Source organism: Pseudomonas putida, from assembly GCF_030159595.1.
Lineage (GTDB): Bacteria > Pseudomonadota > Gammaproteobacteria > Pseudomonadales > Pseudomonadaceae > Aquipseudomonas > Aquipseudomonas putida_AC.
Genome location: NZ_BSKJ01000004.1, coordinates 101747 through 127207, shown reverse-complemented (window position 1 = coordinate 127207; position 25461 = coordinate 101747). Strand labels below are relative to the sequence as shown.

General features: G+C 58.7%; 19 protein-coding genes. 5 read left to right on the top strand and 14 right to left on the bottom strand.

Features of this window, described 5'->3' with window-relative positions:
• Nucleotides 1-112: 112 nt before the first annotated feature.
• On the top strand, nucleotides 113-1294 hold the full coding sequence (locus tag QQL85_RS10450) for an NnrS family protein (protein WP_284353804.1): 1182 nt from the start codon (nucleotides 113-115) through the stop codon (nucleotides 1292-1294).
• On the opposite strand, the gene QQL85_RS10445 is transcribed toward QQL85_RS10450, so the two are convergent.
• The 5 genes from QQL85_RS10445 to QQL85_RS10425 form a co-directional block, all read right to left on the bottom strand.
• Nucleotides 1179-3545 (bottom strand): ATP-dependent DNA helicase, encoded by a 2367-nt coding sequence (locus tag QQL85_RS10445; protein WP_284353805.1) that lies wholly within the window; start codon nucleotides 3543-3545, stop codon nucleotides 1179-1181. The genes QQL85_RS10450 and QQL85_RS10445 overlap by 116 nt on opposite strands.
• Entirely contained in the window at nucleotides 3542-5191 is a 1650-nt protein-coding gene (locus tag QQL85_RS10440; protein WP_284353806.1) for a VRR-NUC domain-containing protein, read from the bottom strand. The genes QQL85_RS10445 and QQL85_RS10440 overlap by 4 nt, the downstream gene beginning before the upstream one ends.
• Nucleotides 5192-5330: 139 nt before the next feature.
• Nucleotides 5331-6683 (bottom strand): GntR family transcriptional regulator, encoded by a 1353-nt coding sequence (locus QQL85_RS10435; RefSeq protein ID WP_284353807.1) that lies wholly within the window; start codon nucleotides 6681-6683, stop codon nucleotides 5331-5333.
• The gene (locus QQL85_RS10430) at nucleotides 6683-8062 is read right to left on the bottom strand and encodes a hypothetical protein (RefSeq protein ID WP_284353808.1); all 1380 of its coding nucleotides are present in this window, start codon (nucleotides 8060-8062) and stop codon (nucleotides 6683-6685) included. Before QQL85_RS10430 ends, QQL85_RS10435 begins: the two co-directional genes overlap by 1 nt.
• A 514-nt stretch (nucleotides 8063-8576) precedes the next feature.
• On the bottom strand, nucleotides 8577-9599 hold the full coding sequence (locus QQL85_RS10425) for a zinc-dependent alcohol dehydrogenase family protein (RefSeq protein WP_284353809.1): 1023 nt from the start codon (nucleotides 9597-9599) through the stop codon (nucleotides 8577-8579).
• Nucleotides 9600-9805: 206 nt separating this feature from the next.
• Here QQL85_RS10425 and QQL85_RS10420 point away from each other — a divergent pair, with 206 nt between their 5' ends.
• Entirely contained in the window at nucleotides 9806-10720 is a 915-nt protein-coding gene (locus QQL85_RS10420) for a LysR family transcriptional regulator (RefSeq protein WP_284353810.1), read from the top strand.
• 265 nt (nucleotides 10721-10985) lie between these two features.
• On the opposite strand, the gene QQL85_RS10415 is transcribed toward QQL85_RS10420, so the two are convergent.
• From QQL85_RS10415 to QQL85_RS10400, 4 genes are read right to left on the bottom strand one after another with little or no spacing between them, the layout of a single operon-like run.
• Complete coding sequence (locus tag QQL85_RS10415; RefSeq protein ID WP_284353811.1) at nucleotides 10986-14321, bottom strand: DEAD/DEAH box helicase; 3336 nt, start codon at nucleotides 14319-14321, stop codon at nucleotides 10986-10988.
• A 3-nt stretch (nucleotides 14322-14324) separates the two neighbouring features.
• On the bottom strand, nucleotides 14325-14762 hold the full coding sequence (locus QQL85_RS10410; protein WP_284353812.1) for a hypothetical protein: 438 nt from the start codon (nucleotides 14760-14762) through the stop codon (nucleotides 14325-14327).
• On the bottom strand, nucleotides 14749-15294 hold the full coding sequence (locus QQL85_RS10405; protein WP_284353813.1) for a hypothetical protein: 546 nt from the start codon (nucleotides 15292-15294) through the stop codon (nucleotides 14749-14751). Before QQL85_RS10405 ends, QQL85_RS10410 begins: the two co-directional genes overlap by 14 nt.
• Complete coding sequence (locus tag QQL85_RS10400; protein WP_284353814.1) at nucleotides 15291-16319, bottom strand: hypothetical protein; 1029 nt, start codon at nucleotides 16317-16319, stop codon at nucleotides 15291-15293. The genes QQL85_RS10405 and QQL85_RS10400 overlap by 4 nt, the downstream gene beginning before the upstream one ends.
• A 761-nt stretch (nucleotides 16320-17080) precedes the next feature.
• Between QQL85_RS10400 and QQL85_RS10395 the strand changes: the two genes are divergently transcribed.
• The 3 genes from QQL85_RS10395 to QQL85_RS10385 all read left to right on the top strand — a co-directional run bounded on the left by QQL85_RS10395 (nucleotide 17081) and on the right by QQL85_RS10385 (nucleotide 19481).
• Nucleotides 17081-17398, top strand: coding sequence for a type II toxin-antitoxin system PrlF family antitoxin (locus tag QQL85_RS10395; protein ID WP_284353815.1), 318 nt, complete (start codon nucleotides 17081-17083; stop codon nucleotides 17396-17398).
• Entirely contained in the window at nucleotides 17398-17859 is a 462-nt protein-coding gene (locus tag QQL85_RS10390; protein ID WP_284353816.1) for a type II toxin-antitoxin system YhaV family toxin, read from the top strand. Before QQL85_RS10395 ends, QQL85_RS10390 begins: the two co-directional genes overlap by 1 nt.
• Before the next feature lie 182 nt (nucleotides 17860-18041).
• A complete protein-coding gene (locus QQL85_RS10385; protein ID WP_284353817.1) occupies nucleotides 18042-19481 on the top strand; it encodes a PucR family transcriptional regulator in 1440 nt (479 codons plus the stop codon).
• A 174-nt stretch (nucleotides 19482-19655) separates the two neighbouring features.
• Here the strand turns inward: QQL85_RS10385 and QQL85_RS10380 are convergent, their stop codons facing one another.
• From QQL85_RS10380 to QQL85_RS10360, 5 genes are all read right to left on the bottom strand, one after another.
• Nucleotides 19656-21167 carry a CoA-acylating methylmalonate-semialdehyde dehydrogenase gene (locus tag QQL85_RS10380; RefSeq protein ID WP_284353818.1) on the bottom strand — a complete coding sequence of 504 codons (1512 nt, stop codon included), beginning with the start codon at nucleotides 21165-21167 and terminating at the stop codon, nucleotides 19656-19658.
• A 63-nt stretch (nucleotides 21168-21230) separates the two neighbouring features.
• Nucleotides 21231-21581: a cupin domain-containing protein gene (locus QQL85_RS10375; protein ID WP_284353819.1), complete on the bottom strand. Its 351-nt coding sequence runs from the start codon at nucleotides 21579-21581 to the stop codon at nucleotides 21231-21233.
• 15 nt (nucleotides 21582-21596) lie between these two features.
• Nucleotides 21597-22979 carry an NAD(P)/FAD-dependent oxidoreductase gene (locus QQL85_RS10370; protein WP_284353820.1) on the bottom strand — a complete coding sequence of 461 codons (1383 nt, stop codon included), beginning with the start codon at nucleotides 22977-22979 and terminating at the stop codon, nucleotides 21597-21599.
• Between the two features lie 59 nt (nucleotides 22980-23038).
• Entirely contained in the window at nucleotides 23039-24433 is a 1395-nt protein-coding gene (locus tag QQL85_RS10365) for an amino acid permease (RefSeq protein ID WP_284353821.1), read from the bottom strand.
• A 368-nt stretch (nucleotides 24434-24801) separates the two neighbouring features.
• The coding region (locus QQL85_RS10360) for a calcium-binding protein (protein ID WP_284368768.1) at nucleotides 24802-25461 on the bottom strand (660 nt) is incomplete at its 5' end.

Genomic DNA, 25461 nt, shown 5'->3' with positions numbered 1-25461 from the left:
TGTCATTCGGACCCTGATAAGTGCCATCACCTTGATATTCAAGGGCTTTGCAACTGGCACGGTTCGTGATCTTACCCCAATTGAAGCCCCCTGAACGAACCAAGGAGCCCCCATGCTCGTGCAACCCGTCGCTTCACGTCCACGCCAGGCCGTCTGGGGCCTGGGTTTTCGCCCTTTGTTCCTGGGCGGCAGTTTGTTTGCGCTGGTCGCTCTGTTGTTATGGGCCGGTGTGTTGGCCGGCGTGTTGAACCCCGCGCCCCCCGGCAGCATGCTCGCCTGGCACCGCCACGAGATGCTTTACGGATTTGTCGCGGCCATTATCGCGGGTTTTCTGCTGACCGCTGTGCAAAACTGGAGCGGCATTCCGGGTTTGAGCGGGCGGGCGCTGCAGGGTGTGTTCCTGCTTTGGCTGCTGGGTCGGGCGAGCTGGTTCCTGCCGCTGCCGAGTGGCTTGCTGGTGCTGATCGAGGGCAGCTTCCTACCGTTGGTGGCGCTAAACCTGGCGCGGCCGATCGTGCAACGGCGCCTGCGCAATAACTACCCGATCGTCGGCCTGGTGCTGCTGATTGCCGCCTGCCAGTGGCTGACTCTGGTCGGCTGGCTGCGCCAGGACGAACTGTGGCAGCGTCGTGGGGTGTTTGCCGGGTTATGGCTGGTGGCGGCGATGATGACCGTGCTAGGCGGCCGGGTCATTCCGCTCTTTACCCGGCGTGGATTGGGCAACATGGGTGCGGCCCCATCCCGCCCCTGGCTGGACCGTGCCTGTCTGTTGCTCAGCGTGGCAGTACCTCTGGCGTTTGCCACCAGCCTTGCCGATACGCCGCATGCCAGCCTGGCGCTGCTGTTCTTTACCCTGTTCGCGTTGCACACGACCCGCCTGGTGCTGTGGCATGACCGCGGCCTATGGCGTGTACCACTGTTGTGGTCGCTGCACCTGGCCTACGCCTGGATCGCCCTCGCCTGCCTGGGTATGGCGCTGTGGCACGCAGGGGTGGCACTGAACCCGAGCCTGGTGACCCATGCCCTGACGGTTGGCGCCATGACCGGGCTGATTCTGGCCATGATGGCGCGGGTCAGCCTGGGCCACACCGGCAGGCCATTGCAGGTGCCCGCGAGCATTGCCTGCGCCTTTGCCCTGATGCAGCTGGCAGCCCTGGCCCGGGTGATTCTGCCGCTGTTTACACCGCTGGGGGTGAGCCTTTCGGTGCTGTGCTGGAGCCTGGCGCTGCTGCTGTTCCTGCGCCATTACCTGCCCATTTTGCTGCAGCCTCGGACAGATGGCATGCCGGGCTAACCTTCGGCCACCACCCCGGGAACATTTGCTGCACCCGGGGCTCGGCGAAGCGTTCGTCGATCAGCACCAGTACGCCACGGTCCTGGTCACCTCGGATAACCCGGCCCGCCGCCTGGATCACCTTGCGCACCCCCGGGTAGAGATAGGTGTAATCGAACCCCGCACCAAATTGCCGCCCCAGGCGCTGCTTGAACTGTTCGTTGACCGGGTTGACCTGGGGCAGCCCGAGGGTGGCGACAAACGCGCCGATCAGCCGCGTGCCTGGTAAATCCACTCCCTCACCGAAAGCACCGCCCAATACGGCGAAGCCGATGCCTTGGCCGTCGCTGACAAAACGATCGAGAAATGCCTGGCGAGCCGCTTCGTCCATACCCGGTTCCTGAGCCCACAACGGAATCTGCGCATGCCGCTCTGCCAACAGCCCTGCCACCTGCTGCAGGTATTCGAAACTGCTGAAGAAGGCCAGGTAGTTGCCCGGCACTCGCCCATACTGCTGGGCAATCAGCTCGACGATTGGCCCCAGGGAGGCGTGACGCTGCTGGTAACGGGTGGACACCTGGCTGGCAATCCGCACTTCAAGTTGCTCGGCGCGAAACGGCGCGGCCACTTCCAGCCAGGCGGTGTCGGCTGGCATGCCCAGCAGGTCACTGTAGAAATGGCGCGGGCTCAGCGTGGCGGAAAACAGCGTCACGCTACGCGCTGCCTGCATGCGCGGGGCCAGCAAGCGCGCCGGGTTGACGTTGCGCAGGCACACAGTGGCCAGCCGCCGTTTGCGCGGCCCCTGGCGCTGGCTGATGTCGAACAGGAAGTGCTCGTCGAACAGCTCGGCCACCCGGGTGAATTGCAAGGCCTGGTAGAAGAACTGCAACACCTGCGGGTCCATGTGCGCGGGTGCCTGGTTCATCTGATCCTGAATCAGCCCGATGCACTGCTGCAAGGCGCGCAACAAGCCTTCGGGCAGCGACTCGCTGGCCTGATACGGCGCACGCTGCTCTTTATACAGTGCGTTCCATTGCCGGTTCAGCCGGTCCAGTGCACTGCCAAGCCCGTGCGGTTTGCTCTGGCGCAATGCTAGCAACTGGCCCTGGTCGAGGCTGGCGCTGTACATGCCGCGCCCACGCTCGACCAGGTTATGCGCTTCGTCCACCAGCACCGCAACGCGCCACTGATGGAGCTGGGCAAGACTGAACAGCAGCGCATGCGCATCGAAGTAGTAGTTGTAGTCGGCGACCAGCACATCGACCCAGCGCGCCATCTCCTGGCCCAGGTAGTACGGGCATACCTGATGTGCCAAGGCCACTTCGCGCAGGTTGGCGCGGTCGAGCAACGGCAGTGCTGCCGCAGCCTCGCGTACTGCCGGCAAACGGTCGTAGAAGCCCGCGGCCAATGGGCAGGACTCGCCATGACAGGCCTTGTCCGGGTACTCGCAGGCTTTGTCGCGGGCGATCAGCTCCAGGGTGCGCAACGCGGGCTGCGGCGTTGCATCCGTAATCTGGCGCATGGCATCCAGCGCCAGCGCCCGGCCCGGGGTCTTGGCCGTGAGAAAGAACAGTTTGTCCAGCTGCTGCGGCACCATGGCCTTGAGCAGCGGAAACAAGGTACCGAGGGTCTTGCCAATGCCGGTGCTGGCCTGGGCCATCAGGCAACGGCCGGTGCTCACCGCCTTGTACAAGGTTTCGGCCAGTTGCCGTTGGCCCTGGCGGAACTGTGGGTAGGGAAAACCCAGTGCCTGAAGGCCTTGGTCGCGTTCGGCCAAACGTCGTTGCTGGTCTTGAGCCCAGCCTAGAAAGCGCTGACACTGGGTTTCGAAGAAGGCCCGCAGTTCAGTAGCCGTGTAGTGTTCACTGAACAGCGTCTGCCCATCGCTGTCCACATCCAGGTACACCAACGCCACCTCGATGGCCGGCAGCTGTCGTGCCTGACACATCAGCCAGCCATAAACCTTGGCCTGCGCCCAGTGCAACTGACGGTGGTTGGCCGGCTGACGCGCCAGGTCGCCACGGTGCGTTTTGATCTCTTCCAGGCGATTGCTGGCCGGGTCATATCCGTCGGCACGGCCGCGCACCTTGAGCGTTTCGAACTGGCCTTCGAGGGTGATTTCCGACTCATAGCCAGCCGCGCGCCGAGCCACCACCCGCTGATGCCCTTCGATGCCCTCCTGTGCGGTGGGCGACGGCGTGAAGCGCAGGTCCAGGTCACCGACCTTGGCGCTGAACTCGCACAAGGCGCGCACCGCCACGCTGTAGCTCACGTCGTTTCGCTCCAGCGTACATGGCACACCGCGACCGGCAGGCCGTGTTGCCTGCAGAATTCCAGCCAACGCAGTTGGTTATCCTGCAGGCGGTCACCGGGCCCCTTGACCTCGACCATGCGATAACGGCCCTGCTCGGGCCAGAACTGGATCAGGTCGGGCATGCCGGCACGGTTGCTGCGAATATCCTGCAACAGGCGCAGGAAGCACTGCTTCAACTGGGCGGCCGGCAAGCAAGCCAAAGCCTGCACCAGCAGGTCCTCGCTGAGCATGGACCAGAACACGAACGGCGACTGCAAACCCTGCTTGGCCTTGTAGCAGTCGAGAATCGCCTGGCGATGGCTGCCATCGTCGAGCCGACCGAGGCAGCGATCGAACAGTGCACTGCGCCGTTGCTGGAAGTCACTGTCGTGCAGGTCTTGTGGCCCGGCCTGGAACGGGTTGAAGAACGCACCGGGCACCGGCGCGAAGATGGCCTCCCAGCACAACAGGCCAAACAGGCTGTTGAATAGCGTGTTCTCCACATAATGTGCCTGGCCACCCTCTTGTGCCAGATGCTGACGCACGGCCTCCTCCACGCCGAGAGCTGCGTGCTCGCGGGGCAGTTCGAGCTCGATCAGCGCCAGTGGCGCAACCCGCTGGCGCCGTTGTGGCGGGCCGCCGAGTTTTCGCGCCAGGCGTGGCAGCATGCGCTCCAGCGCCTGCACTTCCAGCGCATTGGCAGGTGCCGCGGCCAGTTGCAACGCCAGTGCGTGGGCCTGGGACCACTGTTCGCTGCGCTCCAGTACCCGCACCTGGCGGATACGCGCCTGGGCATGGTCGCACTGCGCATACACGGCCATGGCCAGGTCCCATTTGCCCAGGCGCTCGCAGTGTTGGCCCAGGGCGAATTGCAGCCGCGCATGGCGCCGGGTCAGCCAGGGGTTGTCACTGTGCAGGCCCTGCAAGGCCGCGAGGATTGGCAGCGGGTCGCTGCCCTGCTCCAGGCGCTCGGCACACTGATGCAGTGCCATGGCCAAGTCCACCTCGGCGCGTTGCTGCAACGCACGAGAGTCAGTGCTGAACGGCACCTGCTCGTAGCGCAGCAAGCCAAGGTCGGCAAGGACGAACTCTGACCAGTCCTGGTAAAGATTACCGAAGAACAGCAAGCGCATGCGGTCGCACAGGGGCTGCAGGCACCACTGAAAAATGCGTACCTCGCTATCGGGGAACCATTCGGTCAGTGACCGGGCAGCCAGCTCCAAGGGTTGCAACTGTGCCAGCAGATCCTGCTTGGCGGCGCGGGGGCGGCTCAGTTGCGGGGCGAAGCAACGGGCCAGTTCGTCTTTGCGCAGCAAGGCGAACAGTTGCTCCAGTGCCAGTTGCTCGGGTTCTCGCACCCAGCCCAAGGCCTGCAACGGCTGCAGTGCCAGCGCGGCATCGCCGATTTCAACGTAGTCGAGCCGGTCGCTGCGAAACAGCTCGCCTTTGCGCATGACCATGCGCACCATCAAGGCTTGGGCTGGTGCGTCCAGTTGGCTGAAAGCCTGGATGAACGCCAGCTCTTGGTCATCGAGCAAGTCCTGATAGCGCTGTTCGACCCACAGCAGAACCTGGCGGAAATTGTGCAGGTAGTAAAACGGGTCTTCGACGGAATGAGCGATCACAAATGCAGAGTCAGGCGGCTGGAATAAGCACTGGTTATACATACAGATCAGCGCACCTGACAAGTACCGTGAGTCACTCCGTCGCTACGACCATTTCCCCCGTCTCGGCCTTCGCACTGCGCTCGCTGGCACTTCGAGTTCAACTTGAGAGGCGAGTACGACGTCGGCAGCGCTGCTCCAGCGCCTGCGCCAAACGTTCCACCCCTTGGTGCAGGTCATCCGGCAGCCCCTCCTGCCACATCAACGCCAGGTACTGCGAGTAACGCCCCTGCAGGCTGAATTGCTCGCCCGGCAACGCATGCAACGCTGAACCTGCCAACGCTGCGGCAATATCATCCCATACCAGCGGCTGGCGGAAGCACACCCACAGCATGTGCCCACCTTGCGGCATCTCAAACCTCACCTGTTGGCCAAATTGCCCCTCCAGCGCATGCGCCAGGCAGTGCGTGCGCCTTTGCAGGTTTGTGCGCAGGTGTACCAGTTGCGCCTCCACCTCCCCCTTGCCGAGCATGTACGCAAGCGCCTGCAGGCGCAGGGGTGCAAGCCGAAACGCACGCTCGGAGAACGCCTTGGCCAGCACGGCGTCTTTGCTCAACAAATAGGCATACGGTGCTTCGCCCCCTACCGTGGACTCAAACGCGCCCATCACCAGCAACCAGCGCGGATCGACCCAGTCGCGCAGGCGTTTTTTTGGCGGGCCGTTGTAACAGAGCTCACTGTCCAAATCGTTTTCCAGCAGCCATACAGGGTGTTCGCCAAGCAACAGACCAAGCTGTTGTTGATAGTACGGTGATACCAGCCGGCCTTGTGGCATGCCCAGGCACGATGGCATGACCAGCATGCTTACCGGCTCGCTCCCCAGCAGCGTGGCCAAGGTGTGCAGGTCCGGGTTACCACGCGCATCCAGTGGCACCTCCAGTACACGCATGCCGGCACGCGTCAAGGCACGCAGCACTTGCCAACAACAGGGCGAATGCACCAACACGGTACCGCCCTGCAAGGCCAGCGCCGCCAGCAGAGTCTCCAGCAACGCCGGCACATCAGGTGCCAGTTGCACGTCATCGCCACACCAGTACTGGCTGGAAGAACGGGTATATCGCTCTGCCACTGCACTGCTCAGGCGGGTGCTACCAAGCGCCTCCCAAGGCTCAACGCTGCGGTCACGTTGGCGGGCGAAACGCCGTTCGTGGCCAAACAGGGCGCGCTCCAGTAGCGGCTGCATGGGGGGTGGCTGCCGGGGCGTGTTCACTGCCTGCCCTTTGCCAGCGTTCTGTATGTAATAGCCTGACCTCGGCAAGCAGTGTACGCGGCCCTCCTCTTCCAGCAGGCCGTAGGCGCTCTGCACGGTTGCCAACGACACCCGCAGCCGTCGGGACAGCGTGCGCAGTGACGGTAACCGGCATGGACCACCGCCTGCTGCCTGATCGATCAACGTTTCCAGGTAGCGATACACTTGGCGATACGCGAACTCGCCGGGGGCCGCTCGCCCCATCAGGACAGCCCCGCAAAACCACGCCGCGCCCCCAACGCCTGCCGCGGCATCAACCTCAGGTGCACATCGCGGCGGGCCAGGTTGTTCAGCAGGCGCCAGGCAGTCAGCGGCAATTGCCCGCCATAAATCGCCCGCAACTGCACCAGTGGCAGACCACTGGTGTTCACCAGCCAGGCTTTCACCGCATCAGGGCAGGGTTTGCCTTGCAACGCCCTGTGCAGGTACGGCAACGCAACCAACATATCGGCATGCCGGCATTGCAAAAAACGTTCGAGGTTTTTCCCTTGCCTGGCAAATGGGCTGAACAGCAAGCACATTAGCTGGGTCTGATTGATGCCGTAAGTTTTGCCGAGTTGCAACTGTTGGGTTTCGTGCGGCTTGCTACCGCCCGACTGCCCTGCCAATCGCAATGCAGGGCGGCTGGACTGGGGATCCAGGCTGCGTGCACGCAGTTCATGCAACTGTGCCGTGGCCAGCGGATCGACGAATGCCGACAGTGGCCAGGCATCCGGGGTGTTCTCGGCGCTACAACCCAGCATGGTGTCAAGCGGCTGCGCTTCGAACACATACGGTAGCAGGTCATCAAGGGCAATCAGCCGCACCGTCACCCCCTCCGCGACGGCGCCCAATACCGGCTGGCTATGGGGGGCGCCCCCAACGACCGCGTGCAACCGGCCCAGACCTTGGGCCAGCGCCGCCAGGCACTGGTGCATCGCATACGGGCCCCGCTCGCCAGACAGGCGCAGGCTACGCCGGGCCCACGCCAGGTATCGGCGCCGCAGAGCCCCGGGTATGGCGGTGACCAATGCATCGGCAGGTGCCTGTGCCTGCAGCGCAAAGCCTATGGCCCCCGCCAGTTCCAGGTGCAGCCGGCTACCCAGCAAGGCTTCAGGCCTGGCATCGACCAGGTGACCGAACATCAACATGGCGTCCTTCGCCAGCACCCAGCGCTCGGGCTTGGCTGAGGGCAGACGGCTAAACGGCACCACGGCGCCCCCCTCTATCATCTGCAAGTGCACCCGCGGGTCATCCTGCATGAACAGTGCACTGAAGCTACGCTCATGCGCTTCCAGCCTGGCGCTATCCGCAACCGGCAGGCTGACCACCAGCACCCGCAGCTGGAAGGTTACCGGCGCACGCAGGGCGATACTCAGTTGCGCAGCACGCAGCATCGCCAACAGCCGGGCACTATGGCGATCGCTGCCCTGCAACACCTGCACGCGGAAAGTACCGATGTATTCGGGGCCGCCCGCCGCAACCAGTAGCCGTTGTATCAGCAACTGCAAGGAAGCACGCTGCGCCTGGGACATGTGGCTCAGCAGGCGCTCGAGAACTTGCTGGTAAATATATTGCATTGCCTGGTCGTGAATAGCCGTCACGAAATCACCTCGCCAACTCCATGCAGCCAGCGCATGCAGGACCAAACACTTGCACTTGAACATGCGCCGGGCTTATCCAGAAGAAATTCCCTACAACTAAATGGATGTTATGACGCAACCCTTCACTGTCGCCAATTCATAGAGGCAAACACACTGTCGCAACAGGCGACAGCTGCCGCGCACGCCCCTGACTCAGGCATAGCCTTACTCATCCCACGCTCCTCACACAAACCATCACTGGGCCATTATCGAGGAATGCAGAGCGAGTTAAAGATACAGATCACAGTAAAAAAACCATTCAGCAAGAGCGCGGAGCAACTTTGACCATCACGACAAAAACGCTCAAGCCTGAATAGTTGGCGGAATATTTCCGACACACAACAGACATCGCCTTACATGTAGTCTCCGTCGTGTTTTCTTGTAAGACCGATCCTATTTTTAACATTGAATAGTTTTACCGCACGCACAAAAAACCCGGGACTCTGCCCGGGTTTCCCAATAGCGCCTACAACTGTCAGTGTTGTGCCATGTCCAGCACCACTCGCCCGCCGCACGGGCATTGGTCCATGTAGCGATGGGCGTCTACCACCTGCTCGAACGGGTACACCTTTATGATCTGCGGTGTCAGCAACTGGTCGGCGGTGAACTGGTTGATATCACGCAATGCCCGCTGCAATGCCACCTGATCCTGGCTGATGCCAAGCTCTGGCTTGCCGGTGAAGTTGCCGATGCAGTGCACATAGAACTGAATGTTCTTCTGGAACGCCGCGCACGCCGGGAATGGCGTCTGATTGCCGCCTTGCAGGCCGTACAGCACCAGGCTGCCACGCGGTGCCAGCACATCGCCCAGCAGCGACATCTGCGGCCCGCCCATGCCATCGAGAACCATGTCCACGCCGCGACCATCGGTATACTTGCCAACCTGCAGCAGAAGGTCCTGCTCTTCAGTGACAATCACTTTGTCGGCGCCCAGGCCCAGCAGGTACTCACGCTGCTCCGCTTCCTTGGTGGCAGCGAACACTTTCAGCCCCAAAGCCTTGCCCAGTTGCACGAAAGCAGGACCGGCACAATGGCTGGCATCGGTAACCAGCGCAGTCTGCCCGGCCTTGGCCCGCGCCAGGTCGACGTAGGCGAAATAGGCGATCAGCAGCGGCGTATAATGCACGCTGGCCTCGATCGGGGTGAGTACGTCCGGGTAGCGGGTAATGGCTGAACGCGGCAGCACGATGACATCACCATACACCGGGTGATCATTGGCGCTGGTAGCCGGAAAGCTGGCAACCCGATCACCGACGGCAATGTCTTCGACCCCTTCACCGACCGCAGTCACCACCCCAGCCATTTCGTGGCCGATCCCCGCTGGCAGGCGTGCCTGGGACGGCGCCAGGTTCTGGCGCCAAAGCACGTCATACCAGCTGACGCCAACCGCCTGGACGCGGATCTGTACCTCGTCGGCAGCGGGTGACGGTTCGGCCTGCTCCTCGCAACGGAGCACATCGGCAGCGCCGAACTTGTGGAAACGGATCATGCGGGACATCGCATACCTCGCCTTTGTGAACCTCTAATTACCACTGACTCTATCCGGGCTTTACCGGTTAGACCATCAGCGGTCATTAATAGTCGACATGCTTGTCATCGATTGGGCACCTCACTTTCCCTGCAATTGGTCCCCCTAAACCCGTGCAGGGTAACAGCCTTTGGCCTTAAGATTCACCCCTGCCCCACTTTAGGCGAAGCGCACCGATGAATCGAAACGACCTGCGTCGCGTAGACCTCAACCTGCTGATCGTGTTCGAAACGCTGATGCACGAGCGCAGCGTGACCCGCGCCGCGGAAAAACTGTTCCTCGGCCAACCGGCCATCAGCGCGGCCCTGTCGCGCCTGCGCAACCTGTTCGATGACCCGCTGTTCGTGCGCACCGGCCGCAGCATGGAGCCCTCGGCACGGGCCCACGAGATCTTCGCCCTGCTGTCGCCGGCGCTGGACTCCATTTCCACTGCGGTCAGCCGCGCTGCCGAATTTGACCCGGCCACCAGCAATGCGGTGTTCCGCATCGGCCTGTCGGACGACGCCGAGTTCGCCCTTCTGCCGCAGCTGCTCAAGCGCATCCGCGCCGAAGCGCCAGGTATCGTGCTGGTGGTACGGCGGGTCAACTATCTGCTGATGCCCACGCTGCTTGCCTCGGGCGAGATTTCGGTGGGCGTCAGCTACACCAGTGAACTGCCGGCCAACGCCAAGCGCAAGGTACTGCGCCGCAGCATGCCGAAGCTGCTGCGGGCCGACAGCGTGCCCGGCAGCATTACCCTGGACGACTTCTGTGCACGGCCGCATGCACTGGTGTCGTTCGCCGGTGACTTGTCAGGCTTTATCGACGAGGCCCTGGAAGAGCTCGGCCGCAAGCGCCATGTGGTGCTGGCGGTTCCGCAGTTCAACGGGCTAGGGAGCTTGCTGGCGGGCACGGATATCGTGGCCACGGTACCGGATTACACAGCCGATGCGCTGACTGCGGCGGGCGGGTTGCGTGCCGAGGATTTGCCGATACCCGTGCGCAGTTTCGAACTGCATATGGCCTGGCGCGGGGCACAGGACAATGACCCGGCGGAGCGGTGGTTGAGGTCGCGGATACAGATGTTCTTCGGGGATCCTGAGAGTTTATAGGGGCCGTCTGACGGGCTGTTTATCTGATCATTTCTGCCTTTTCATAGACCATGGAGATCCATTCAATTCCAGAGGATTGCCACACTCGGGGCACATCTGAGGGCATGCTTTGGATGGTTTGATAAGGATGCCCCCAGCCTAACGCTCAACAGTCCCCTTCTTGAAAAATCACTCGCTGCTCGCCGTCGAACGCCTTGCAATTGACCTAGAGAGATTCAATCCACCTTTTCGATATTGGCGCGCAACATGCCAATTTTAGATTGTCCTAAATTGGCACGAGTATTTCAGAGCCTTGGTTCCTAAAAGCTACCGGCACATTCCAAGCATGCTGCATCAGCTTCGGAAACAGATTTTCCTCGGCACCATTTTTATATTTCCAGCGACGCAAGAAATCTCGATGACCAAAAAACAATAGGTGAAGCTTAGCCCTGGAGCACGCAACATTCAGTCGCTTTCGATCGAGGATAAAGTTGAGGTTACCTTCCGTGCGGACGGTTGAGTAACAAACAATATCTGCCTCGCTGCCCTGAAAGGCATCAACCGTATCAACTGCGATCGTCAAGTGAGCGAGTCGCCCTTCAGCCCATCCCATCTTGCGAAGTCCCGCACGAATACACTCTTTCTGTGCGCCATAGGGTGTGATGACAGCCACCGACAAAGGTATTTTGGTCGTTTCAGCCAGGCTCGCCAAAAATTGGGTGATCTCTTTGGCCTCTTCACGGTTCTCCTGACTCTTCGAACCCTTGGGTTGTGCCTGACGACCTTTTACATCCACCCAATAGATTGTATTTTCGAGTACATAACGCTCTTCGAAATACTCGTCCTCTCGCCCGTTGTGAAGTACACGCGTGCCTTCACGCATATAGAACAACTCGGCCACCAAATCCCCGATCGCCGGCGCCATGCGATATTGAAGATTCAGCGTTTCTCGACACTGTGGAGGAAGGCGCTCGAACATCAATTCAAAGAAACTGTTGTCCAGAAAATTCTCACGGAGGAACCCGAGCTCTTCTGCTGCCTCATCCTCACGTAACAAGGGGGCAATGCTAGGGGGAAGCTGATAGTGGTCACCGACGAGAATCACCTTGTTTGATCGCAAGATGGGGATGAGGATTTCTGGGATGGTCGCCCTGCCTGCTTCGTCGATAATTGCTACGTCAAACTGGAGTTGGTCGATGCCCCCCTTGTTCGTCGCAAGACCTACACATGTGGCACCTACCAGATTCCGATCAGCCAAGAGCGTTATGAAAAACTCATCTTGGTTGACCCTCGACTGAGAGGCTTGCTTGATCGAAGATAACCACATGTGACACAGCCCAGCTTCATGCTCTGGAAGACTGACAGCGCCGTCGACCGCTAGCACCTCAAGATCAGCAAGATAGTCGGTAAACTGGCTATCGAATCCCATCGGTTTGATGGTATCACTCATCTTTTCCGGGTTACCGATACGTATTGTCCGAATTGCATGTTCGAAACCACCGACATGTTGGGCAAGAAACTTGTCGAGAGCGTTGTCTACCGCGGAGTTTTGCTGCGACACCACCAGTATTCGAAGGTCAGAGCGCTGGCGGTAAAGCTGATACAAAATTTCAACAATAGCAGTTGTTTTACCAGCGCCTGGAGGACCTTGTATCAGGGCAATGTTTCGCTCTTTCAGCGCTAGTTCAACGACCTTCTTTTGGCTATTATCCAGTGGGCCCGACCATTCAATTTGGCTTATTCGCTCGGCCGGCTGGGCGAGATAATGCTCCGGTGCGAGCAAAATACTTTTGAGAGCCGGATTCACCAACTGGTCGTTAAAGAAATCTTCCAATGCTTGAGCTTGACGCTTGAGCGCTGCACTCGGGAGCGTGACGACCAATCGAAGCATTGCCTCTGTACTTTCTGGCAAAGAGAACGCGCTTTCGATGCTGATCGTGTTTTTCGCGCATGAGAACAGTGGGCGCCGCCTCCGATCGCCAGCAATCACCGGTACGAACTCACACCTGTCCGCGTCCCACGATAACAACCGAACACAGTGATCCGGATTGAGCTTGTTTTTATCGGATAAAACCTCGCGAAGTTTTTCCACCAAGGCCTCAAAAGCCAACTGGTCCGACTCAGGAAGCACCTCTCGAACAAGAACGAGCACATCGTCTTCCCGAGCGTGAAGCGCACCGCTAGGGAAATCCAGAACGGAAACCTCCTCTTGGCTACGCTGATAGGCGATGACCTGGTCCCAACGCTGGTAAAAGCGACTGTGCGCCAAACGCTCGGGCGAGTCCTTCATATCCATCGCAGTCTGAGAGCAAAAGCGCAGAAACTCTTCGATCCCGCTCCGCCAACCTACCCCAGCAGTTGCTGCAAGATGTCGATCAAGAAGAGTAAAGCGGAAAGGCGTATCCAGACCGATCTGCAAAGTTCCCGTTTGAACGACCTGACACACCTCAAGCAAGCTGAAGTCAGCTGACGGTAGGCACTCCACCCTCACTGTCGCCCTGGCGAGTGAAACTATTCCCGTTGTGCCTGAGTAGCCGAGCAACGTCCACGGCTCATCGTCCTCAAAAAACTGTCGGTCAGAGACCCCTCTTAAGTGCTCCTCTTTCACGGTCAAATAAAGCTGCTGATAGGACTGGACGCCCCGAGCGCGATAGTTGAATTCACTTACTTCGATATTCGCGCGTCCTTGCTCGAACGGGTTGCGAACAAGGCAAAGATCGTACTGAGTCAAGTGCACCTGGACCTTCTGCCCTGAAAGCATCCGTACGCCAGGATGTTTCAACTGGCTCATGGGCAGGGTTGCCCGTACCATGCCGTCAAACAGTGTCCCAATCATCGACTGCTTTTGCTTGCGATCCACAACGAATGGAACAGGCTCACCTGGAATGATGTGATTGTAATAAAGCAAGCCTCTTGCCACGCATCCGTAGAAGGTTCCATTTCCCCATTTGGTGGCCGCCTTGATCAGGACGGGGATTTCATCGTTGAACGGTATCGCCAATGCTTTCTGACGCACATCATCGGTACCGAATGAGACGCGATGTCCAAACCGTGGAAGCGGCTTATTGATCTCATCCATCGCCACCAGCACCAATTTTCCCGGGTAGAGCCATTCCAGAGGCAGAAGCTTTTCTGCAGGATCAAGTGCCAGCAACTGCTCTAAATTTTCACCTGCGAGCAAAGTGTCGACTTCATTTTCGGCAAAGACCAGGTAGTTCACATACTCCTTCATGCGAACAACCGCGTCTTCTATACGCGCATATTCTCGACGAAGTGCTGACTTGCGGTATGGGCTGGATGTCTTGTCAATAATCTCCCGGGCGATCATTTGTTCGAGCTTATTCAGCTCTTCTGGCACCCCGACGATTGCATCACGGTTCTCGCGAATCACCCTGCGCAATAGTTGAACGTGCTCAAGGGCCATCTCCCGATATTCCTGCCACGCCTTTTGTTCTTGGCGTGCCTGGGCGGCAGCTGCACGGCGACGAATGTATTCGGTCCTTGCGTGCTCTTCCTGATGCTTTTGCTCTTCTTCTTCCGTCATACTGTTGGCCAACCAGCTGACGACCTTTGCCACAGCAAAGATTGCTACACCGATGCCAACAAAGAGTGGAGCTGCCATGACTTATTCCTGTCCGCTGCCCAGCAACATGGCGGCTTCCTCAGCAGTGATCTGTCCGGATTCGAGTTGCTTGAGTACGCGATCCTCTTTATCAGCTTTGGACTCCAGAACGGTCATCGCCCTATCGTGCAATTGATCGGCTTGGCGCCCCTGAATGTCGAGCTCAAGCATTCTCGCTTGATGCTCGCGCAGGTGCTGCTGATCACCGAGATGAGCCTTTTCAAGCTGGTGCTCTCCGAGGCGAATTTGAAGTTCTCCATCAATCAAGGTTCGTTGGGTTACTTGTTCTTCTTTCTTGAGATCGATATACGACTTGAATGTGTCGACTGAGGTGCTGGCCATCTGCATGGCCTGATTAAAATCAAACCCGCCGCCCCCCTTCTTAGCCGTAGGTTTACGTGGCGTCGGCTTGGGAACCGTTGGTTTTTTAGGTGCTTTCATTCGTACTCTCCGGTGGGGTAAGCAGCAGTGCCAACGTCGCGTCGATGCAATGATCAAGGCACACTTGAAGGCCAATCAACTGCTGGAAATTACCCAAATCCTCTCGTTCCTTCTGAAGCAGCACATGCACCCGCTTCAAGGTATCTAGCTGCTGACCAATTTTTTGGGGGGTTAGCAATTTGTGCTGATTAGACTGCTTCAATACTTGCGCTATGTGATTTCTGCGCCCTGCTCGCTCTCGCTGTAACTGGTGGAGTTGCTTCTCACCAATTTTCAGTTGCTGCGTCAGTGTTATCTCGAGGGAGCGATTGAACGCCTGCAGTTGTGCGGTCACTTCACGCGCCGCACAGAAACGTAGGTAACTGCCGGCGGCTTCAATAACAGCGATCGCAGCATCAACCCAAACCACGGCGGGATTTAGCTTGGTGATCCCTCTCGTACCTTGCGAGAGCAGAATGGTCCCGTAGCGTCGAACCTGAGCGTCATCGATCATTTGCTCCGCCATGTTCGCAAAGATGTCAACGACTTTCATTGGTCATCCTTAATGGGATGCACACCTTCCAACTCGAGACTCTTCTGGACAGCTGTCCAGTTGAATCCCAAATGCTGCCAGCGCTCTTCAAGTGCATGATGTCGATTGAACACAGATGAAATGTTCTCTTCGGCCAATGCCAACTCCTGAAAAAGCTGCTCAATCACTTGATCCTTGATGGAGCGTTCGACGACCGGCCAAACCCATGGAGTTTTGGGCGCATCCGTAAGGTCCAGTTCGTGCGATGACTCATTTTCCTGAACAACAAAAGTAGTAAATCGACATTGGTTGGCGGGAAGCAGACTGCTTAGGTGCCCAGGAGCCCCCTCTGGCAGACTGAAGCGACTGGATAAGCACACCACAGGGCTCGCAAAGGCGAACTCGCTCCCCTGTTGTCTTCGTATAGCTTCAGGACTCAACTCCACTTCAATTGCGCGCGCGACACGCGAACTATCTGCAGCAAGCCAAACGCTCAGAGACCAATCTGATTTGGGAAAACCCTTCTCCAGAAAGCATTCATTGAAGTGTTCGAACGCGATTGAAAGGTACTGCTCTGGGAGAGCCCATATACGATTTTTCTGCCGCTCACAATCCTCACCCCAGTCACTACTCGGCCAGTCATGTGGTTTTCCCTCTCCGCGGTGCCAAGAACGAATAACAAAGTCGGCTTTGTCCTCAAGCTCAACGGTCAGTTGTGACGGCACAGCGCAAAATGAGTGCCGCCTATATTGACCATCGAGCCAAAGACATTTTGTTTGCCCATGAAGCAACCGCTTGGCTTTCAGGAGGGGTTTAGCGCGAGAAGTCAAATTTGCCCCTTCGATCAGACCGAGGCCCTCGAGTCGGCGAATGATCGGTTGCAGTTGCTGAGGGTTAAGTCTCGTGAGTTCCAGTACCCATTCGATCCCACGAGAGGGCATCGTGTCGAGCGCTTCAAGAAGCAAATGGGAAAAACCACCTAACTGATCCAGTAGGTGGTGCTTAAGCGTTAGCTCGTAAAGCCGAACGGGGACATGTACACGCAAGCTGCCCTCTACGGCGCACGCGTATTGGCTATGGATCGTCAATCGTCGTACCTGACTATGCTCGAATAGAACAGTGACATTTTGCCATCATGATAACGCCGGTTTGCCCTCTTTACAGCCCTGGACGAATCTTTTTTATGGGTGAAGTAAAACTCACAGGCACCTCTGATCAAGCTCGACACGCTCCAGACTCGCACCGATTCTGCTTAAGGGTATCGACTCACCGTCCATATCCTCTTCCGAACGACGAAAGATTTGCCAGATACAGGATGCTCATCCAGTGTACGGAGGCGCACTGAATACCAGCCACTGCCATACTGGAGTCCGCCAAAAATCGCTGTTCGCGATCGCTCGTGCCCCTGTGTCACTGGGGGAAAAACTGGGGGCATCATTAGTTTTTCATGACCTGAAACTACCGCCCTAGAGCCAAGTCAAAAGGTTCTTCGGCGACCCTGAGAGTCTTTAGGGGCCGTCTGGCGGGCTGTTTATCTGATCATTTCTGCCTTTTCCTAGGTCGGCCTTGGACGGGGTGCCATGCCAGGATCCGTGCCATCTCGCTCAAGTGAATCCTACGCGCTCCCTCCTCAAGTTCTTCAGCCTGATCTCAGATACCGCTGATGCTCGGCCCTGATTCGAGAGCAATTGCCGCACGCTGTGCCCGCTTCAGGCTATGTCCCAGTAGGGTCGATCAGCGTAGAACCGAGATTGACCATGTAAGGATTATTCCTTACCATCCAATCAATACATCCGGGAGAACGCTTATGCGTGCCATCCATGAAATCGCCACCCTGACCTCAAAAGGACAGGTAACCCTACCCAAATCCGTTCGCCAGTTGCTGGGCCTTGATACAGGCGGCAAGATCGCATTCGACGTGCGCGGCGGTGAAGTCGTGGTCAGCCGCGTAGAAGCCATCCATGAAGATCCTGCCATCGGTGCATTCCTGGGTTTGCTGGAGGCTGATATCCGAAGCGGACGCAACATCACCACACTGCCGGACGACCTAGCACAAACCATGCTCGCCAATGCGACCCCCCCTGTAAACCTGGACGAAGATATCGACGGAGAGGTCGCGATCTGATGCTGCGACATGGCTGGACACTGTTGTTCCATGAAGGCGTGACGTTACAGCTAAGCAAGTTGCAAGAAGCCGCCGCCCGGGCCGAGCAGAACAACCCGCAAGGCTTTGAAAACAACGCCAACGTCAAGCTGTTTCGGGCATTGAGCCATCTGATCATGGACGCTGTACCAGCCGACCCGGGCCGTGATGAGTTCCGCCAAGGCAACACCCTAGGCACAGCCTACCGACATTGGCGGCGGGTAAAAATCGGCAGGCGCTTTCGGCTGTTCTTTCGCTATGACTCAAGATCCAAGGTCATCGTCTATGCATGGGTCAACGGCGAAAATACCCTACGGTCCGCAGGCAACAAATCCGATCCATACGCCCTATTCGAGAAGATGCTGAGCCGCGGTAACCCTCCTGATGACCGGGATGCGCTGATTGCTGCGACGCGTAGCGATTGGGACAAGCCCAACGCATAAGCGGCACGCTTTGGCGAGTGATAGCACATTCAACACCACCCCTCAGTGCGTCCACTATCGTGCACTCGTAACCACTGCAAAAAGGGGGGACATTTGGGGGTACAAGACCAATTCCCCATTCATAACCTTTTGATTTAGCGGACCAGAATGCAGTGGTCTACGCGCGTTACAGGAGAGTTTCTATGCTGACGGTGCAAGATCTGATTGCCATTGACCCACTGAAACTACAGGTCGCCGCCGGCATGTCAGGAATAGGGCGGACCATTACTTGGGCGCACACAGTCGACCTACCCGACCCATGGCGCTGGGTATCACCAGGTGACTTGGTTATGACCACCGGTGTAGGCCTTCCACAAACGTCAGAGGAACAAGTTGAGTGGCTTGAACAACTGGTACGGAGCAGTCCCAGCGCCCTGGTAATCGCTCCCAGGCATGATGCCCCGGAATTGACGCAGGCAATGCTCCAGGCTGCTGACAGGTTACTTTTCCCCGTGCTGCTCGCGAACTTCCAACTGGAGTTCGTCAAGCTCTCGCACCAAGTCATTGAAAGTGTACTGCAGGCGCAGCGGGAGCGATTCAATGCCAGTGAGCGGCTGTTCCAAACCTACGCCGAGGCACTGCGCAAGCAACCAGAAATGGCTGGCAGGCTGTCGATCCTGGCAGATGCTCTGGGTATGAGCCTGACCATCGAGGACGCCATCAGCGGGCTCAAGATAGTCGAAGCCGGAACTATATCTCCAGGAGATGGAGGTCACATCGAGCGTATATCGATCGGCGGTCGGGCCCGCGCCAACCTTGTTATCGCGAGCAACGCAAGACGCACGTTTGATGATTCCATACTGGTGCGGTCATTGGCCGGTTTGCTGGGTGTCGAACTTGAGCGATTGATGATCCAACGCGACCTGCAACGAGAGGAAGGAGCATCGTTGCTGCGTAGTTTGAACGACAGTACGACCGAGTTTTCCTTCGCGCTGCCGATGCTGGAGCGCCATGGGCTTACGGGGACGCTGGTGAGTCTGGTGATCCAGCCAGGGCCAGACGGCCCTTGGACGATAGACGATATCCACCACTGCCCTGCCCTCTATGCAGCGACGCCTTTGCTATTCATCGAGAGTGGACTATTGATGGCACTAAGTCGAAATCAGCCAGCCATTTTCGAGGCTTTGCGCAGTAATCTCGGTAGCGGCACCGTGATCGGCATTAGCGGGCCAATATCACCGGCAACGGGTCTCCACGAAAGCTTCCGGCAATCTCGGCTGGCGTTGACGCAAGCCCGGGAAGTAGGCAAAGAAATCCTGACCTATGGAGAGGCCGAGACCGGGTTGATCATGGCGCCCAAGACGATGCCTGAAGCACGGGCACTGGTAGGTCGCTACCTGGGCCCATTGATTGAGCACGATCGAAGCCAAGGCGCAGCCCTGTTGACCACATTGATTACCTTCCTGCAGAACGACGGCAATTGGAAAGCGACTGCCTTCGACCTTGATGTCCACCGCCAAACGCTTGTCTATCGTTTGAAGCTGGTTGAGCAACTCACAGGGCTGAAGCCAACCACAACCAGTGGCATCGCACGCTTCTGGATTGCAATTCAGGCCGGCAGGAACACAAAGCTGATCGATTGATGTGCTGAGTTCCGGCATCGCGGCCCACGGCGCTGAGGTCCTCACGACGCAGCCCGGGAACATCGGCTTCTACACCAACTGCATCAAGCGTTGCTTTCCCCAACGAATGGCACGGCAAAATATAAAAGGCCCCGCGGCGTGGGCGGGGCCTTTTCCGTCAGCTAGCCGATTGCCTTAGTGGCTGGTCGGCATCGCGAACTCTGCGCCTTTGCCAATGGCCTGAGGCCAACGCTGCATGATGCTCTTCTGTTTGGTATAGAAGCGTACGCCTTCTTCACCGTAGGCATGCATGTCGCCGAACAGACTCTTCTTCCAGCCACCGAAGCCATGCCAGGCCATCGGTACCGGAATCGGAACGTTGATACCGACCATGCCCACCTGGATACGGCGACCGAACTCGCGTGCGATATGGCCGTCACGGGTGTACAGGCTTACGCCGTTGCCAAACTCGTGGGCGTTGATCAGGTCCACTGCTTCTGCGAAGTCCTTGACCCGCAGGCAAGCCAGCACCGGGCCGAAGATCTCTTCCTTGTAGATACGCATTTCCGGGGTGACATTGTCGAACAGTGTGCCGCCGAGCCAGAAGCCGTCGCCGCAACCTTCGCCAGCGGTTTGGCCGTTGAAGTTACGGCCATCGACCAGCAGCTTGGCCCCCTCCTTCACGCCTTGCTCGATGTAGCCGGTAATGCGCTCCAGAGCCGCACGGGTAACGATTGGGCCCATCTCGGCCTCGAGGTTGGTACCGTTGAGCACTTTCAGCTCACGAGTGCGCTCGATCAGCTTCGGCATTACCTTTTCAGCGGTGTCGTCACCGACGAACACCGCTACGCTGATGGCCATGCAACGCTCACCGGCCGAACCGTAGGCTGCACCGATCAGGGCATCGACAACCTGGTCGATATCGGCGTCGGGCATCACCACCAGGTGGTTCTTCGCGCCGCCCAGTGCCTGGACACGCTTGCCATGGTGGGCGCCGGTTTCATAGATGTGGTTGGCGATCGGGGTCGAACCTACGAACGACACGGCCTGGACATCCGGGTGCTCGATCAAGGCATTGACCGCATCTTTGTCGCCCTGCACCACGTTGAACACGCCATCCGGCAGGCCGGCCTGCTTCAGCAGCTCGGCAATGAACAGGCTCGGGCTCGGGTCAAGCGGGCTTGGCTTGAGCACGAAGGTATTGCCGGTGGCCAGGGCGACCGGGAACATCCACATCGGCACCATTACCGGGAAGTTGAACGGGGTGATCCCGGTGACAACGCCCAGCGGCTGGCGCAGGGTCCAGTTGTCGATGTTGGTGCTGACCTGGTCGGTGAAATCGGTTTTCAGCAGTTGCGGCGCGCCGCAGGCGAATTCGACGATTTCAATGCCGCGCATCACTTCGCCCTGGGCATCGGTGAAGACCTTGCCATGCTCGGCGGTGATCATGCGTGCCAGGTCGTCGCGGTGCTCGTTCAGCAGTGCCAGGAACTTGTTCAGTACCCGCGAACGGCGCAGCGGCGACAGATTGCTCCAGGCCGGGAAGGCTGCCTTGGCAGAGGCCACGGCAGCATCCACGTCTTTCTGCGCAGACAACTGCACTTGACCAGTGACCACGCCGGTAGCTGGGTTGTAGACCGGCAGTTGCTGGCCGCTGGTGGCCTCGGCTTGGGCGCCGGAGATCCAGTTCATGATGGTTTGGGTCATTGTCTTTCTCACATCAAAGGGTAACTACGGTGGCGCGCACTTTTAGCGCGCCGTACTCATGTTTCAGTAAATTGCGTAGACCTTGCGTACGGTCTCGAGTACATCCCAGCGGCCGCTCCAGCCGGGTGGCAGGATGATCAGGTCGCCGCCGTTTACTTCCACCGCTTCATCGGTGCTGCTGTCGGTGAGCAGGGCCTTTCCGGAAATGATGTAGGTGAACTCGGTGTCAGGACGCTCGATCACCGGCCAGCCGCCCGGTTGGCATTCCCATACGCCGAGATTGCCTACTGCATCCGGCGCCAGTGTCTGGATGGCGATCTGTGGGTCGCCCTTGTCGGCCCCTGCACGCTGGCCTGCTGGATTAAGCGGCAGGGCCTTGATGTCGGCGTGTTTGATGATGGTGAACGAAGGCATGGGGTTATCTCCTTTTCAATGGGCGCCGGTGAGCTTTTCCAGCAGCATCGCGGTGCGCGAAGGTTTGTGGGTGAAGCGCTCTTCGATATCGCTCAGCGAAGCAGCAGCCAGGCCGCTGTTGATACCGAACCAACGCAAGGGTTCGCGCTCCCATGATGGCGAGCGGTGATTGACCAGAGGCAACGTGTTGATGTCCTCGTCGCGCTCCAGAATGAAGTTGCGCAACAGACGCCCCGCCAGGTTGCTGGTGGCAACGCCGTCACCGACATAGTTACCCGCCCAGGCCATGCGCTTGTTGCGGTCGATGCTTACGGTTGGGCACCAGTCGCGTGAGACGCCCAGGGCGCCGCCCCAGCGATGAGTGATGCGCGCATCTCGCAGCACCGGGAAGAACTCAAGCAACGTGTCGTAGATCTTGCCGTGGATGCTGTCCACCAGATCGTCCTCGGCAGACATGCGTGAACCCCAGTTGTACGGCGCGCCTCGCCCACCGAAGACCAACCGGCCTTCAGCCGTCACCTGGCCATAGACACGCAGGTGACGCATGTCGTTGAAGGCCATGCGATGATCAAGGTTGAGCTTGGCAAGCAGATCGCTTGGCAGCGGCTCTGTCGCCAGGACCAATGAGTACAGGGGAATGACGAATCGCGAGTGACCTGGCTGTTGGGAGGTGAATGCTTCGGTGGCACGCACGGTCATCTCGGCGCGTACCGAACCGTGAGCAGTCTGCACCACACCCGGCGCCATCTGATTGACTGCCGACTGCTCATAAATCTTCGCCCCCATTCCTTCAACCAGCCTGGCCAAGCCACGGACCAGCTTGCCAGGGTGGATCAGTGCGCAGTGCTCGGTGTACAGCCCACCCAACGTGCCCTGCGCACCAACGCGTGCCTGGGCTTCAGCAGCGTCAAGCACCCGCCACTGATCCGGGAGGCCGAAACGTGCCGACGATTCGACCGCAGCCCGGGCCCTGTCCCTCTGTGGCTTGCTACGTGCGAGCGACAAGAACCCTTGCTTGGCATAGTCAGCGTCAACGCCTTCCAGAGCCAGTACACGGCCAATCTCATCTACCGTGTCGTTCATTGCTGCCTGCAGATGCAGCGCCGCGTTGTGCGAATACAACTGCTCCACGCGGTGCAACGAGATCGGGAAGATCGCCGATGCCCAACCACCATTACGCCCAGAGGCACCAAAACCGACTTCGTGTTTCTCCAGCAGAACCACGCGCAGAGAAGGATCACTCTTAAGCAGATAGTAGGCCGTCCACAAACCCGTGTAGCCGGCTCCGACGATGACCACATCGGCCTGGGTCGAGCCATCCAGCCGCTCGCGCGACGGGCCAGGTGCGAACCACAGAGGTTTATTGGGTAACTGGGACAATTGGTATTTCGCTGACATGCTGTTGGCTTCCCATTGAGGGCCCGGGGTTCGGGGTGTACTGATACGGCGTTTTTTGACTAGGCAGTGGTGACAGGTTGGGGCTCGCCGCCACGCCTACGCTTGCGAGAGAGGCTCAGCGCCAGATACGACGCGGCAATAGCGACAATGGCGATCACGCATTGCAGCAGGCTCATCTGCATGGAGGGATCGAATGCCATGCTGACCAGAACGGTGATGATCGAGGCAGTCACCAGCAACGGCAGCCATGGGTGGGCCCACATGGCGAACTTCAGACTGCCTTCCTCGACCCACTTGCGGCGCAGCTTGAGCTGCGACAGGCAAATCATCAGGTAGACGAACAGGAACACCGTGCCCGATGAATTGATCAGGAACTGGAACACCGTGTCCGGCCACAGGGCAGCAATGACGACGCAACCGTAACCCACAAGGGTGGAGGCCAGGACGCCGCGGACCGGGACGCCTTTCTTGTTCACCCCAGCAATCCAGCGGGGCGCCTCATCATTGGAGGCAAGAACAAACAACAAGCGCGACGAGGTATAGAGGCCGGCGTTCAGTACCGAAAGTACGGCAACCAGAATGACGGCGGTGAGCATTTCTCCAGCGCCAGGGATGCCGATATGTTCCAAAGTAGTCACGAAAGGCGACTTGCCTGGGGTCAGACTGGTCCAAGGCTGAGCAACGACAATGAAGAATGTGGCCAGAACGAAGAACACCAGTATGCGAACCATTACGGTGTTCACTGCCTTGCGGATGTTACGCGTAGGATCTTCGGACTCTGCCGCAGCCAGTGTCGCTACCTCCACCCCTGTCATCGAGAAAATAACCACGACAACACCCGTAAACAATGCGCCGACACCATGAGGCAAGAAGCCGCCATGTTGAGTCAGGTTGTCAAAAGTGGCGGTCGAGTTCGGCCACAGGTGAAATACATAGGCGCCTGCCACGAGCAGGAACACGACGATAGCGGCGACTTTTACCCCGGCAAACCAGTACTCGGCCTCGCCAAAGGAGTGAACCGACATCATGTTCAGCAAGGTCATACTGATCATCAGGCCCAAGGCGATCACCCAGACCGGAATGTCGGGGAACCAACCATTGATGATCTGGCCGCCGACCACGGCTTCGAAGCCAACGACGATGACCCAGAAATACCAATACAGCCAACCCGTCATGTATCCGGCCGAGCGACCAAATGCCATGCGGGCGTAATCAACGAAAGAACCTTTTGTGGGATGTGCTGCGGCCATTTCCCCGAGCATACGCATCACAAGGGCGACGATGATGCCGGTGATGGCGTAAGTGAGAAAAGCACCGGGGCCGGTTGAAGCGATGACTGCACTGGAGCCAACGAACAAGCCAGCACCGATTACCCCGCCAAGGGCAAGCATGCTGATATGCCGCGTTTTCAATGAGCGCTTTAGCCGAGGATCATGCTCTGACTGAATAGGCATTAGGGGGTCTCCTTTTATTATTGTTCAACGCTGAACAGGAGACTAAATCGCCTTCGTCGCACTGGAAATCGTTAAATGTTCGAGCCCGGCGATCTGCTTTTATACAAATGTATGACCATGGAAAAGCCCCTACAGAGGCATTTCCGCCCTGTTTTGCCATGCCTTGTCACATTGCTATAAATTCATACAAACCGGAATGGAGGCGCGGGCGCGCTAACGGCCAAAGAGGCATTCCATGTCTCAACCTCCCCGTACCTCCCTCACGAATGGATGATCCGTCACTATTGTGAAAGCACGACTGCTTTCCTGTGAGCGTTGGACATTGGCGCGCGAACTGGCCCGAGCCAGCTTTATCATTCCTCGTCTGCCTAGGCGAACAGCTGCACATCGCTCGCCGCCAGGCTCGCCACCCCGGCCAGGGTTACCACTGCCACGGCATTGCCGTTGGCCGCGCCGTCGGCGTCGTAGTAAAGGGTCTGGTTGCTTTGGTTGAACACCAAGTTGGCGCCGGCTTGCTCGGTTTGGGCGCCGCTGACGTTGGCGAGCACGCCAGGATCGCTCGGTGCCTGCCCGTTCAGGTTAAAGACCGCACTGCTCAATGCCAGATGATCCGTACCAGCGGTGAAGTCGGTGACGTAGTCGAGATTGCTGGCGCCGGGCGGAGTCGAAAAGCGGAAGATATCGCTGCCCGCACCGCCGGTCAGCGTATCGTTTCCGCCGCGCCCATCGAGGTCATCGTTGCCGGCCAGGCCATTCAGCGCGTCGTTGCCGTTGAGGCCGACGATTTCATCGTCGCCGGCGGTGGCGTTGAAGCCGGGCAGGTTGCTGCGAGTCCAGACGGTGCCATCGGCGAAGCGGAACGCCTGCACGCCGTATTCCGTACTCGGATCACCGGTATAGAACTGGCTGTAAATCTGCAGCGTGCGGCCGTTGGCGAAGGTGACGATCAAGTTGTCATTGCTGCGCGACAACTGCAGCGTGGCCGGGTCGATGTCGGTGCTGAACTCAACCAGGTTCAGCTCGGCGCT